Source organism: Pseudomonas sp. D1-36 (genome assembly GCF_051132205.1).
Classification (GTDB): domain Bacteria; phylum Pseudomonadota; class Gammaproteobacteria; order Pseudomonadales; family Pseudomonadaceae; genus Aquipseudomonas.
In genome coordinates this window covers 3,718,068-3,730,527 of record NZ_CP071674.1, presented here as the reverse complement: position 1 = coordinate 3,730,527, position 12,460 = coordinate 3,718,068, and the positions used below count along the sequence as shown (strand labels likewise).

At 61.9% G+C, this 12,460-nt stretch carries 10 protein-coding genes and 1 other RNA gene; 7 read left to right on the top strand and 4 right to left on the bottom strand.

All coding sequences use genetic code 11. From position 1 onward, the window contains the following. Window positions 1-99: 99 nt before the first annotated feature. The 3 genes from ligA to ffs all read left to right on the top strand — a co-directional run bounded on the left by ligA (window position 100) and on the right by ffs (window position 3,999). Window positions 100-2,457 carry an NAD-dependent DNA ligase LigA gene (gene ligA, locus J3P76_RS16545; RefSeq protein WP_434650489.1) on the top strand — a complete coding sequence of 786 codons (2,358 nt, stop codon included), beginning with the start codon at window positions 100-102 and terminating at the stop codon, window positions 2,455-2,457. Between the two features lie 124 nt (window positions 2,458-2,581). Next, window positions 2,582-3,742, top strand: coding sequence for a zinc-binding metallopeptidase family protein (locus tag J3P76_RS16540; protein WP_420764724.1), 1,161 nt, complete (start codon window positions 2,582-2,584; stop codon window positions 3,740-3,742). Window positions 3,743-3,902: 160 nt separating this feature from the next. Next, an RNA gene (gene ffs / locus J3P76_RS16535) (signal recognition particle sRNA small type) lies at window positions 3,903-3,999 on the top strand. Between the two features lie 132 nt (window positions 4,000-4,131). Here ffs and J3P76_RS16530 read toward each other — a convergent pair. Next, window positions 4,132-4,899: a substrate-binding periplasmic protein gene (locus J3P76_RS16530; protein WP_434700990.1), complete on the bottom strand. Its 768-nt coding sequence runs from the start codon at window positions 4,897-4,899 to the stop codon at window positions 4,132-4,134. 143 nt (window positions 4,900-5,042) lie between these two features. Between J3P76_RS16530 and dnaX the strand changes: the two genes are divergently transcribed. The 4 genes from dnaX to recR all read left to right on the top strand — a co-directional run bounded on the left by dnaX (window position 5,043) and on the right by recR (window position 9,444). Next, entirely contained in the window at window positions 5,043-7,124 is a 2,082-nt protein-coding gene (gene dnaX, locus J3P76_RS16525; RefSeq protein WP_434650494.1) for a DNA polymerase III subunit gamma/tau, read from the top strand. Window positions 7,125-7,188: 64 nt separating this feature from the next. Further along, window positions 7,189-7,527, top strand: coding sequence for a YbaB/EbfC family nucleoid-associated protein (locus tag J3P76_RS16520; RefSeq protein WP_003183512.1), 339 nt, complete (start codon window positions 7,189-7,191; stop codon window positions 7,525-7,527). A gap of 219 nt (window positions 7,528-7,746) precedes the next feature. Continuing rightward, window positions 7,747-8,775, top strand: coding sequence for an NADP-dependent oxidoreductase (locus J3P76_RS16515; RefSeq protein WP_434610520.1), 1,029 nt, complete (start codon window positions 7,747-7,749; stop codon window positions 8,773-8,775). Between the two features lie 66 nt (window positions 8,776-8,841). Continuing rightward, window positions 8,842-9,444, top strand: coding sequence for a recombination mediator RecR (recR, locus tag J3P76_RS16510; protein ID WP_181286939.1), 603 nt, complete (start codon window positions 8,842-8,844; stop codon window positions 9,442-9,444). Between the two features lie 130 nt (window positions 9,445-9,574). Here recR and J3P76_RS16505 read toward each other — a convergent pair whose 3' ends face one another. From J3P76_RS16505 to hemN, 3 genes are all read right to left on the bottom strand, one after another. Continuing rightward, window positions 9,575-10,123, bottom strand: a complete 549-nt coding sequence (locus J3P76_RS16505; RefSeq protein ID WP_434700989.1) for an adenine phosphoribosyltransferase — start codon at window positions 10,121-10,123, stop codon at window positions 9,575-9,577. A 75-nt stretch (window positions 10,124-10,198) separates the two neighbouring features. Further along, window positions 10,199-10,933 carry a fumarate/nitrate reduction transcriptional regulator Fnr gene (gene fnr / locus J3P76_RS16500; protein WP_420764719.1) on the bottom strand — a complete coding sequence of 245 codons (735 nt, stop codon included), beginning with the start codon at window positions 10,931-10,933 and terminating at the stop codon, window positions 10,199-10,201. A gap of 94 nt (window positions 10,934-11,027) precedes the next feature. Continuing rightward, window positions 11,028-12,410: an oxygen-independent coproporphyrinogen III oxidase gene (hemN, locus tag J3P76_RS16495; protein WP_434610524.1), complete on the bottom strand. Its 1,383-nt coding sequence runs from the start codon at window positions 12,408-12,410 to the stop codon at window positions 11,028-11,030. Window positions 12,411-12,460 lie beyond the last annotated feature (50 nt).

The following is a 12,460-nucleotide window of genomic DNA, read 5'->3' as shown; positions in this document are numbered from 1 at the left end:
TGGCGAGGGAGCTTGCTCCCGCTGGGGTGCGAAGTACCCCTCAACGTCTTGAGAAAATTGAGCAGCCCAGGCTGCTCTTTTGCTTTATGAGAGAACACCATGAGCGCCGTCGAAACCCGCATCCTAGAGCTGCGCACCGAGCTGGACCAGCATAATTACCGCTATCACGTCCTCGATGAACCTTCCATTCCGGACGCTGAGTACGATCGTCTTTTCCATGAGCTCAAAGCCTTGGAAGAACAACACCCGGAGCTGGTGACGAGCGATTCCCCGACCCAGCGAGTCGGCAGCGTGGCGCTGTCGGCCTTCAGCCAGGTGCGTCACGAAATCCCGATGCTCAGCCTGGGCAACGTGTTCGACGAAACCACTTTGCGCGAGTTCGACCGGCGAGTGACCGAAGGCCTCGACCTGCCCATGGGCGATTTGCTCGGCGGCGGCGCGGCGGTGGAATACAGTTGCGAGCCGAAGCTCGATGGCCTGGCGGTCAGCCTGTTGTATCAAGACGGCATGCTGGTGCGCGGCGCGACGCGCGGTGACGGCACCACGGGCGAAGACATCAGCGTCAACGTGCGCACCGTGCGCAACATTCCTCTCAAGTTGCAAGGCAGCGGCTGGCCACCGGTGCTGGAGGTGCGCGGCGAGGTGTACATGTCCAAGGCCGGTTTCGAGCGCTTGAACGCCACCCAGCTGGAGGCGGGCGGCAAGACGTTCGCCAACCCCCGCAACGCTGCCGCAGGCAGCCTGCGCCAGTTGGACTCCCGGATAACCGCCAATCGTCCCCTTGAGTTTTGCTGCTATGGCATCGGCCAGGTGACGTCGGACATCGCCGATACCCACATTGGCAATCTCAAACAACTCAAGGCTTGGGGCATGCCCATCAGCCGCGAGCTGAAGCTGGCCCACGGCATCGACGAATGCCTGGATTACTACCGTGACATTGGTGAGCGGCGCAGTTCGCTGCCCTACGAAATCGACGGCGTGGTGTTCAAGGTCAACAGCATCGCGTCACAGCGCGAACTGGGTTTTCGCGCGCGGGAGCCTCGCTGGGCTATCGCTCACAAATTCCCTGCCAGCGAAGAGCTTACCGAACTGCTGGACGTCGAGTTCCAGGTCGGCCGCACCGGCGCCGTCACGCCCGTGGCGCGGCTCAAGCCGGTCAAGGTGGCTGGCGTGACGGTGGCCAACGCCACGTTGCACAACATGGACGAGGTGGCGCGCCTGGGCCTGATGATCGGCGACACGGTGATCATTCGCCGAGCCGGTGATGTCATCCCGCAAGTGGTGCAAGTCGTCACCGAGCGTCGTCCAGTCAATGCCCGTCCGGTGGCAGTGCCGCAGCAATGTCCGGTTTGCGGTTCCCACGTCGAACGCACGCAACTGATCAAGCGCAGCAAGGGCCGTGAAACCGTCAGCGAAGGCGCGGTGTACCGCTGCGTCGGTCGCCTGGCCTGTGGCGCGCAGCTCAAGCAGGCAATCATTCATTTTGTCTCGCGCCGGGCCATGGATATCGAAGGGCTGGGCGAGAAGAGCGTTGAACAATTGGTGGACGAAGGCCTGGTGGGGTCGCCGGCTGACCTGTATGCGCTGACGTTCGAGCAGATCGTCGACCTGGAAGGCTTCGCCGAGCTGTCGAGCAGGAATCTGCTGTCAGCGATCGTCGACAGCAAGAAGCCGAGTCTGGCGCGTTTTATCTACGCCCTCGGCATTCCCGACGTGGGCGAGGAGACCGCCAAGGTCCTGGCCCGCTCCCTCGGTTCACTGGAGCGCGTGCAGGCGGCGCTGCCGCAGGTGCTGACGTACCTGCCGGATGTCGGCCTGGAAGTTGCCCACGAGATCCACAGCTTCTTCGAAGACCCGCACAATCGCCAGGTCATCAAGGATCTGCTGCGCCATGGCCTGGAGATCCAGGACCAGGGCGAACTGAGCGCGGAATTTTCCGCCAGTACTACCCTGGGAGGCTTCCTCGACAAGCTGCACATTCCTTCGGTCGGGCCGGGCGGCGCGCAGAAACTGGCGGACAAGTTCGGTTCCCTCGAAGCCGTCATGGATGCCGACTGGCTGGACATGCGCCAGGCGTTGCCGGAAAAGCAGGCAAACGCCGTGCGCGAATTCTTCGCCATCGCCGCCAATCGTGAACAGGCCTTGGCTGCCGAGCAGCAACTGCGGGATTTCGGCATGCACTGGCGGAGCGAGAAGAAGGTTGTCGAGGGCTTGCCTGAAGCGGGGCACACCTGGGTCCTGACCGGTTCGCTGGAGCTGATGAGTCGCGATGTCGCCAAGGACAAGCTGGAAAGCCTGGGGGCGAAGGTGGCCGGTTCCGTGTCGGCGAAAACCCACTGCGTGGTGGCCGGGCCGGGCGCTGGATCGAAATTGACCAAAGCCAATGAACTGGGGCTCAAGGTGCTCGACGAACAAGCGTTTGTCGAGTTCTTGACAGGGCATGGCGTCGCGCTCTGAGGCTTGGCTTTCGTGGCGGGGGCGCAAGCTCCCTCGCCACGGTTATCGGGGTCATGACACAGCGTTTTGGAACGATCATGAGCATCAGGTGATCTAGTCTTGCAGGCTCCTGGGAGAGATCGCCATGTACCGCTTTTTCGAACAACTGAGCTCACGCATCGCCGCGCCGTTCCTGGGTGATCGGTCACGCAACAGCAAAGTCTGGCCGTGCCGCTGCGGCCAGTCATTGTTCTTTCGCAACAGCCAATGCCTGGCGTGCCTGGCGGCGTTGGGGTATCAGCCGGAGCAGAGTCGCCTTTCGTCCCTTCAGCCCGGCGAGCAACCTGATACCTGGCTCCTGGACGTCGACCCGCAGGCCGGACTGTTTCGCCGCTGCGCCAATCTCGACACCCCGGCGGCGTGCAATTGGCTGTTACCAGCCAACGGGCACGACACACTGTGCATCGCCTGCAGCCTGAATCGCACGATTCCTGACCTCTCGATCCCGGAAAACCCCGAGCGCTGGCGCAAGGTCGAAACCGCCAAGCGCCGCCTCGTGGCGCAACTGATTACCCTCGGCTTGCCGGTCATCCCCAAGAGCGCCGACGAAAACATCGGCCTGGCCTTTGATTTCATCGGCGTCGACCCCGACGGGAAACCGCCGACGACCGGGCACGCCAGCGGCCTTATCACCCTCGACATCAAGGAAGCCGACGATGCTCACCGCGAGCACGTGCGGCAGCAGATGCACGAGCCGTATCGGACCTTGCTCGGGCATTTTCGCCACGAGGTCGGCCATTATTTCTGGGACCGGCTGGTTGCCGACAGTCACTGGCTGGAGCCGTTTCGCGCCTTGTTCGGCGATGAGCGCGCAAGCTACTCCGAGGCGTTGGAGCGGCATTATCAACAAGGCGCGCCACTGGATTGGCAGGCCCGTTACGTCAGCGCCTACGCCACCATGCACCCGTGGGAGGACTGGGCTGAAACCTGGGCCCATTACCTGCACATGATGGACGCCGTCGACACGGCGCTCGGCTTCGGCATGAGTGCGCGGGAAATGGATTTCGACTACCAGCCATTTCCTCCCGAAACCCTGTTCGACCCCGAGCACGCGGGCGGCAAGGCGTTCCTTTCATTCGTCAACGCCTGGATCGAACTGGCCGGAATGCTCAACGAACTCTCGCGCAGCATGGGCCAGCCGGATTTCTACCCGTTCGTCGTACCGGCGGCAGTAATCACCAAACTGCATTTCATCCATCTGGTGATCCAGGAGGAGGGTGGCCGGGCGGATGAGGTGCTGTTGTAGTTTCCATCTGAATGACCGAGGCGATTGCGAAAGAGCTTCTCCCCTATACAAGTACTTGAACCTCATGGATTTTTTTAATCCGGCACGAACGGTTGTAACTTCTTGTCAGATAGGTACAATGGCGCGGCTCGCCGCAAGGCGGGCGTCGTTATGGTGACCCCATCGGTCCCCCCGCAACGATTACCCGTGAACCTGGTCAGATCCGGAAGGAAGCAGCCACAGCGGGAACATTGTGTGCCGGGGTGTGGCTGGTGGGGTTGCCTCCTTAACGCCCCCAGGCCTTCGTTCGCAAGGTTTGCCAGATACCTTCCTGTTCTGCGATATCACGCTCGTGCCGGCGGCTGACGAAACCACAGGGCGCCACCACAGCGCCAGGCCCGGCCCGTTGATCATGGAGACGCATCGCCGTCCCGCAACCCTTCGTTGCGGCCAGTATAAAGCTGGATGATCGCGTCGATTTCCCCGGATCTCTTCATGTTCGACAAGGTACGCAGGATGCGCTGTGCGGGAATCTTCGGATCATTGCGCACATAGCAGCTCAACTGTTGTTCCTGCAGGACAGCGACTTGGCGCAGCTGTCGGTCAGCGCTGTGACGCTGGTTGAACCAGTCCAGCGCCCATTGGTTGCTGACCGCATAGCGGTATCGCCGGGCCAGCAGTTTCGCCAGCACCTGATCCTGGCTGCGGGCGTCGTCGCGCCGCAGGTGGCCACTGTCGAACAATGGCTGCAGGGTGGGGTAGCTGTAGCTCAGCACGGTGCCGATGGACTGTTGTGTGAGTGCCGACGGCGTGATGGCAGCGGGAGCGCCGGGCGAACCGACAAGCACATCGCGTTGGAAGAACAGCGGGCCGCTCCAGAGATAGTCGCCTTCTATATCCTTCACCCAATCAGGCGAGACATAACAGCGCATGTCTATTTCGCCCTGCTCCATGGCGCTGTCCAGCCGCGCGCGGGCTAGGACATGGAATTGCGCAGGCATGCCCACCTGGGTCGCCAGGCTGGTCATGACGTCCGTCAGAATGCCCTGGGTCGGGCGGCCTCTGTCGATCTGCACCATGGGCATGGCCCAGCCATCGGTGACGGCAAAACGCAAGGGAACCTCATCAGCGAAACACCCCGTCCCCAACAACAGCAAAGCCCCCATGGCCGAACGCATAAACTCTCCTGACTGTACAAAAAACTGTCGACAACCGAGCTGCTGAACCTAGCTTAGCCAGATTAGACGAGCGCACCGGATGCAATTTCGTCCCTGCTCCGCTAGCATTAGCCGCTTATGTTCCTTCGTTGCGACGGTTTTCGATGAGTTATCAGGTTCTTGCACGTAAATGGCGTCCGCGCTCGTTCCGCGAAATGGTCGGCCAGACCCATGTGCTCAAGGCTCTGATCAATGCCTTGGACAGCCAGCGGCTGCACCATGCCTATCTGTTCACCGGTACCCGCGGCGTGGGCAAGACCACCATTGCGCGGATCATCGCCAAGTGCGTGAACTGTGAAACCGGTATTACGTCGACGCCTTGCGGCGAATGTTCGGTCTGCCGGGAAATCGACGAAGGTCGTTTCGTCGACCTGATCGAAATCGACGCCGCCAGCCGCACCAAAGTCGAGGATACCCGCGAGCTGCTCGACAACGTGCAGTACGCCCCGAGCCGTGGGCGCTTCAAGGTCTACCTGATCGACGAAGTGCACATGCTCTCCAGCCATTCCTTCAATGCGCTGCTCAAGACCCTCGAAGAACCGCCGCCCTACGTCAAATTCATCCTGGCGACCACCGATCCGCAGAAACTTCCCGCAACGATTTTGTCGCGCTGCTTGCAGTTCTCCCTGAAGAACATGACGCCGGAACGGGTCGTCGAGCACCTGACCCATGTGCTGGGCGTGGAGAACGTGCCGTTCGAGGACGATGCGCTGTGGCTGCTCGGACGAGCCGCCGATGGTTCGATGCGTGACGCCATGAGCCTGACCGACCAGGCCATTGCCTTCGGCGAAGGCAAGGTCATGGCCGCCGAGGTGCGCGCCATGCTGGGCACCCTCGATCACGGCCAGGTCTACGACGTTTTGACTGCGCTGATCGAAGGGGACGCAAAGGCATTGCTCGAAGCGGTGCGTCACCTGGCCGAGCAGGGGCCGGACTGGAATGGCGTGCTCTCGGAGATTCTCAACGTGCTGCACCGTGTCGCCATCGCCCAGGCCTTGCCCGAGGGGGTCGACAACGGCCATGGCGACCGGGACCGCGTGTTGGCTTTGGCCCAGGCGCTGCCGGCCGAAGACGTACAGTTTTATTACCAGATGGGCCTGATCGGCCGTCGCGACCTGCCACTGGCACCGGATCCGCGCGGCGGCTTCGAGATGGTGCTGCTGCGAATGCTTGCGTTCCGGCCGGCCGATACCGCGGACGCGCCGAGACAAGCGCTAAAGCCAGTGGGGATCAGCCAGGCCACAGCTGATTCCGCCAAGCCAGTGGCTGCCACGCCCGTTGTTGCGTCGGCAGCGGCTCCTGCTCCTACGGCGGTGGCGCCCGCAGCCCAGCCGATTCCGGCCCCGGCGCCTGTTGTCGTCACGCCTGAGCCAGAGCCCGAACCGGTCGTCGAGGCGCTCCCCGAGCCCGTCGCCGAAGAAGTCATCGACCTGCCTTGGAACGACCCGGTCGAGCCGCAAGTTGTCCAGCAACCCGCCGTCGAGCCCGTTTTGGAAACCATCGCCGAGCAGCCCGAGTTGCCGCCGATGCCCCTGCCGACACCCGACAGCGTGGTGCCCGATGCACCCGAGTGGGTGGCTGCGCCAATGCCGGAGCCGACGGTGGCCGACGTCGAGGTCGCGACGCCGGGCATCGATCTGGACGATGAGCCGCCGCTGGACGAGGACTACATCGAGCCGGACATCGATTCGGCCTACAGCTACCTGGACGACCTGGCCAGCGAACATGCCGCCGAACCGGCACCGGAGCCAGAACCTGAACCGGCGGCAATGCCCGCCACTGGGCTGGCCCTGCAATGGCTGGAGCTGTTCCCCAAGCTGCAAATCAGCGGCATGACCGGTAGCATCGCCGCCAACTGCACCTTGATCTCGGTCGAGGGCGACCATTGGCTGCTGCACCTGGATCCGGCCCACAGCGCGCTGTTCAACGCAACCCAACAGCGTCGCCTCAACGATGCGCTGAACCAGTACCACCAGCGCACTCTCACGTTGACCATCGAGCTGATCAAGCCCGAGCAGGAAACCCCGGCCCAGGCCGCGTCCCGGCGCCGCGCCGACCGTCAGCGCGAAGCCGAGGAATCGATCCAGAACGATCCGTTCATCCAACAGATGATGCAACAGTTCGGCGCCGTGGTCCGTCACGATACTATCGAACCTGTCGAGGCCCCGGTCACCCAGGGCTCATAACTGAAGGCGCCGGGCCGGGCAGGCCGGGCGCGTTGTTTATCCAAGTACTTTCGAGGTGATTACCATGATGAAAGGTGGCATGGCCGGCCTGATGAAGCAGGCGCAGCAGATGCAGGAAAAAATGGCCAAGATGCAGGAAGAGCTGGCCAACGCTGAAGTCACCGGCAAATCCGGTGGCGACATGGTGACGGTGGTCATGACCGGTCGCCACGATATCAAGCGCGTCAGCATCGACCCGAGCGTGGTCGAAGGCCTGAGCGAAGACGACAAGGAAATGCTCGAAGCCCTGTTCGCCGCCGCCGTCAACGACGCAGTGCGCAAGATCGAAGCGAACAGCCAGGACAAGATGTCCGGCATGACCGCTGGCATGCAGCTGCCGCCGGGCATGAAACTGCCGTTCTGATTCGCCATCGCGCTCGGGATGGGCTACGCACAATGCCAGGCATCGCGCCTGGCATTTTTGTTTCTGGCAGGAGCAATGGGGTCTCTGTTCGACTGCTTTCGTCGGAACGCCGTCCGGAGCAGGCTGCACCGTGCTATCCCGGCATAAACATCGAACGCGCCCCCAAGGCAATGGTCTGCTCCCTATACGTGTACGCTCAACGAACTAGGAGACGCCTCCATGTCATCGATTTCCAATCAGCGCATCGTGCTGGCCTCGCGCCCCCAAGGTGCGCCAACCCCTGAAAACTTTCGACTTGAACACGTGACGTTGCCCGATCTGGCCGAAGGACAAATCCTGCTCAAGACGCTCTTCCTGTCACTGGACCCTTACATGCGCGGGCGCATGAGTGACGCGCCTTCCTACGCTGCGCCGGTGCAGATCGATGAGGTGATGACCGGTGGTGCCGTCAGCCGCGTAGAGCGCTCGATGCATCCGAAATTCCAAGAGGGTGATCTGGTGGTGGGGGCCACGGGTTGGCAGAGCCACTGCATCAGCGATGGCCGCGATGTCATTCCGATCCCTTCCGGCTTGCCCAGCCCCTCGATGGCGCTGGGGGTGTTGGGGATGCCGGGCATGACGGCCTACATGGGGTTGATGGACATTGGCCAGCCCAAGGCCGGGGAAACCCTGGTCGTGGCGGCGGCGTCGGGCGCCGTGGGCTCCGTGGTTGGCCAGGTGGCGAAGATCAAGGGCTTGCGGGTGGTGGGGGTGGCCGGCGGTGGCGAAAAATGCAAGTACGTGGTCGATGAACTGGGTTTCGACGCCTGTATTGATCATAAAAGCGCGAATTTCGCCGAAGAGCTTGCCAGGGCTTGCGATCAAGGTATCGATATCTATTACGAAAACGTCGGCGGCAAGGTCTTCGATGCGGTCGTGCCGCTGCTCAACGCCAAGGCGCGCGTCCCGCTTTGCGGCTTGATCGCATCCTACAATGATCATCAGCCGCCAATTGGCCCGGATCGCCTGCCGCAACTACAACGCACGCTGTTGACCAAGCGCGTGCGCATCCAGGGTTTCATCGTGTTCGATGACTACGGTGACCGCCAGCCGGAATTCATCAGCGCCATGGCGCCTTGGGTGCGCGATGGCAAGGTCAAGTTCCGCGAGGACGTGGTCGACGGTCTTGAAAATGCGCCCCAGGCTTTCATCGGCATGTTGGAGGGGCGAAATTTCGGCAAGTTGGTGGTGCGAGTAGCGCGCGATTGAGTATTTGACGCTAATCGGAGGCGCGGGTATAAACCGCGTCTCGTTGTTATGTCGGACGTTTCCCCCATGAGCTTCAGCCCTTTGATCCGCCAACTGATCGATGCCCTGCGAACCTTGCCAGGCGTGGGTCAGAAAACCGCCCAGCGCATGGCGTTGCAACTGCTCGAGCGTGATCGCAGCGGCGGCTCTCGCCTGGCCCAGGCGTTGAGCCAGGCCATGGAAGGTGTCGGGCATTGTCGCCAGTGCCGCACCCTGACCGAGGACGATCTTTGCCCGCAATGCGCCGACCCGCGACGGGACGACAGCCTGCTCTGCGTGGTCGAGGGGCCTATGGATGTCTATGCGGTGGAGCAGACCGGCTTTCGCGGCCGTTACTTTGTGCTCAAGGGGCACTTGTCACCGCTCGACGGCCTGGGGCCTGAAGCCATCGGCATCCCGCAGTTGATGGCGCGGATCGAGGAGGCGGGCACGTTTACCGAAGTCATCCTCGCCACCAACCCGACGGTCGAAGGCGAAGCCACTGCGCATTACATCGCCCAACTGCTCAGCAATAAAGGCCTGGTCGCCTCCCGCATCGCCCATGGCGTGCCGTTGGGTGGGGAGCTTGAGTTGGTGGACGGCGGGACGCTGGCGCATTCGTTTGCCGGGCGCAAGCCAATCGCGTTGTAGCCGCAACACGAATCCCTTGTGGGAGCGAGCCTGCTCGCGATAGCGGTGTATCAGCCAGTATAGGTATCGACAGATCTACCGCCATCGCGAGCAGGCTCGCTCCCACAATGGGTTATGTGATTTGGCCAGGTTATTTTTCGCTGAGGGAGAACTGCGTCAGGCAGAACGTCGGGATGCCCATGTCTTCCAGGCGCTGGGAGCCGAGCAGTTCCGGCAAGTCGATGATCGCCGCGGCTTCATGGACCCTGGCGCCCATGCGGCGGATCAGGTTGGCGGCGGCGATCAACGTTCCGCCAGTGGCGATCAGGTCATCGAACATCACCACCGAATCCCCTGCGCACAGGCTGTCGGCGTGCACTTCAAGAAAGGCTTCGCCGTACTCGGTCTGGTAACCCTCGGCCAGTACGTCGGCTGGCAGCTTGCCCTGTTTGCGAAACAACACCAGCGGCTTGTTCAACTGATAGGCCAGGATCGAGCCGATCAGGAACCCCCGGGCATCCATCGCGCCGATGTGCGTGAACTCGGCCTCGACATAGCGATGGGCGAAGCTGTCCATGACCAGCCGCAGGGCAGTGGGCGACTGGAACAGCGGAGTGATATCGCGAAAGATCACGCCTGGTTTGGGGAAGTCGATCACGGGGCGGATCAGGGATTTGATGTCGAAGGAGTCGAAGACCATCGTCGAGGTGTCCTGGCTGGCTGCAAACGCGGCAGTATAGCGCGACGGGGCGAAAGCCTCAGCCGCGCGAGCGCATCAGCCTTCGACCGAGCCGCCGGCCAGGGCGCAGAGCTGGATCGGGTCGAGAATATGAATTTCCTTGCCTTCGGCTGCGATCAACGCGTTCTGTTGGAAGCGGGTGAACACCCTGGACACGGTTTCCACGGCCAGGCCCAGGTAGTTGCCCATTTCATTGCGTGACATGCTCAAGCGAAACTGATTGGCCGAAAACCCGCGGGCACGAAAACGCGCCGAGAGATTGACCAGGAACGTGGCGATGCGTTCGTCCGCGGTTTTCTTCGAAAGCAACAGCATCATTTGCTGGTCGTCACGAATTTCCCGGCTCATCACCCGCATCAATTGTCGACGCAGTTGCGGCAGCTGCACCGCCAGCTCATCGAGACGATCAAAAGGAATTTCGCACACCGAAGTCGTCTCCAGTGCCTGGGCCGAGACCGGGTGGGTCTCGGTGTCCATGCCCGACAGGCCCACAAGCTCGCTGGGCAGATGGAAACCGGTGAGCTGCTCTTCGCCACCGTCGCTCAGGTTGAACGTCTTCAGGGCGCCCGAGCGCACTGCGTAAACCGAGTCGAAGCCATCGCCCTGGCGAAACAGGAACTCACCTTTTTTCAGCGGCCGTCCCCGTTTGACGATGTCATCCAGCGCGTCCATGTCCTCCAGATTCAACGAAAGTGGCAGGCATAGAGGGGCCAGGCTGCAATCCTTGCAATGGGCCTGGCTGTGAGCGCGGGATTTGACTGGCTCGGACATTTCTTAAATCCTTGTGGGAAAACACACATAAGACGTAAGGGTAACCCAGCGCACAAACTCCGGCCAGTGCGGTGTCCCCGTCAAAGTGTCGCGCTCAGATGACCCGGGAAAAACGTTGGCGGTTTTGTTGCTGCAGATAGCCGTCGAAGACCATGCAGACAGAACGCACCAGCAGGCGCCCCGCAGGCAGTACGTTGATATGGGTCTGCGTCAATTCGAGCAGCCCATCGGCTGCCATCGTCTGTAGTTGCGGCCATAAAGAGCCAAAATAACCGCGCAAGTCGACATTGAAGTCTCGCTCTATCTCGGCGAACGCCAGCGAGAAATGGCAGATCAACTGCTGGATCACGGCGCGTCGCAAACGGTCGTCGGCGTTGCACACCAGCCCGCGGCTGGTTGCCAGTTGCCCGTCGGCAAGGGTGTTCTGGTAGTGGGTCAGGTCGCTGCTGTTCTGGCAGTACAAATCGCCGACCTGGCTGATGGCTGACACGCCGAGGCCGATCAGGTCGCAATGCCCATGGGTGGTGTAGCCTTGGAAGTTGCGCTGCAGGGTCGCTTCTTCTTGGGCGATCGCCAGTTCGTCGTCGGGGAGGGCGAAGTGGTCCATGCCGATGTAGCGATAACCGGCGGCGGTCAGCTGTTCGATGGTGCCTTGCAGCATGGCCAGTTTCTGCACCGGGGTAGGCAGGTCCTGGCCATCGATCCGCCGCTGCGGCATGAAGCGCTCCGGCAGGTGGGCGTAATTGAAAACCGAGAGACGGTCCGGTTGCAGGCTGATGACTTCTTCGACCGTGCGAGCGAAGTTTTCCGGCGTTTGTTTGGGCAAGCCATAGATCAGGTCGATGTTGATCGAGCGGAACTGCAAGGTCCGGGCGGCTTCGATCACCGCCCGGGTTTCTTCCAGGCTCTGCAGGCGATTGACGGCTCGCTGCACGGCAGGGTCGAGGTCTTGCAGGCCGATGCTGACCCGGTTGAAGCCCAGCTCCCGCAGCAGGCCCATGGTTGACCAGTCGGCTTCCCGTGGATCGATTTCGATGCCGTAGTCGCCGGAATCGTCGTCCACCAGATTCATATGCTTGCGCAGGCTGGCCATGAGTTGGCGCAGCTCGTCGTGGCTCAGGAACGTCGGCGTGCCACCGCCCAGGTGCAGTTGTTCCACGCGTTGGGAAGGGGCCAGATGGCAGCCGATCAGTTGGATTTCCTGCTCCAGGCGTCGCAGGTAGGTGTGGGCACGACCGCGATCCTTGGTAATGACTTTATTGCAGGCGCAGTAGTAGCAGATGTTCGCGCAAAACGGCACGTGCACGTACAGCGACAGTGGCCTGTGTGCCTTGCGGCTGTCGCGCAGGGCGTGGAGCAGGTCGAAGGTGCCCACCTGGCCGGCGAACTGTGCCGCAGTAGGATAAGAGGTGTAGCGTGGTCCCGCCAGGTCGTAGCGGCGGATGAGGTCTGAGTCCCAACGGATGGCGTCGAGCATGCGGGCGTTCCCCGGATAGGCTGGCATGGTCGCGAGTCTAGGGGGGCGTG

What these genes read in the sequence shown, in the direction of transcription:
- ligA (WP_434650489.1), top strand. Translation starts at nt 100, where the DNA reads ATGAGCGCCGTCGAAACCCGCATCCTAGAGCTGCGCACCGAGCTGGAC.
- J3P76_RS16540 (WP_420764724.1), top strand. Translation starts at nt 2,582, where the DNA reads ATGTACCGCTTTTTCGAACAACTGAGCTCACGCATCGCCGCGCCGTTC.
- J3P76_RS16530 (WP_434700990.1), bottom strand. Translation starts at nt 4,899, where the DNA reads ATGCGTTCGGCCATGGGGGCTTTGCTGTTGTTGGGGACGGGGTGTTTC.
- dnaX (WP_434650494.1), top strand. Translation starts at nt 5,043, where the DNA reads ATGAGTTATCAGGTTCTTGCACGTAAATGGCGTCCGCGCTCGTTCCGC.
- J3P76_RS16520 (WP_003183512.1), top strand. Translation starts at nt 7,189, where the DNA reads ATGATGAAAGGTGGCATGGCCGGCCTGATGAAGCAGGCGCAGCAGATG.
- J3P76_RS16515 (WP_434610520.1), top strand. Translation starts at nt 7,747, where the DNA reads ATGTCATCGATTTCCAATCAGCGCATCGTGCTGGCCTCGCGCCCCCAA.
- recR (WP_181286939.1), top strand. Translation starts at nt 8,842, where the DNA reads ATGAGCTTCAGCCCTTTGATCCGCCAACTGATCGATGCCCTGCGAACC.
- J3P76_RS16505 (WP_434700989.1), bottom strand. Translation starts at nt 10,123, where the DNA reads ATGGTCTTCGACTCCTTCGACATCAAATCCCTGATCCGCCCCGTGATC.
- fnr (WP_420764719.1), bottom strand. Translation starts at nt 10,933, where the DNA reads ATGTCCGAGCCAGTCAAATCCCGCGCTCACAGCCAGGCCCATTGCAAG.
- hemN (WP_434610524.1), bottom strand. Translation starts at nt 12,410, where the DNA reads ATGCTCGACGCCATCCGTTGGGACTCAGACCTCATCCGCCGCTACGAC.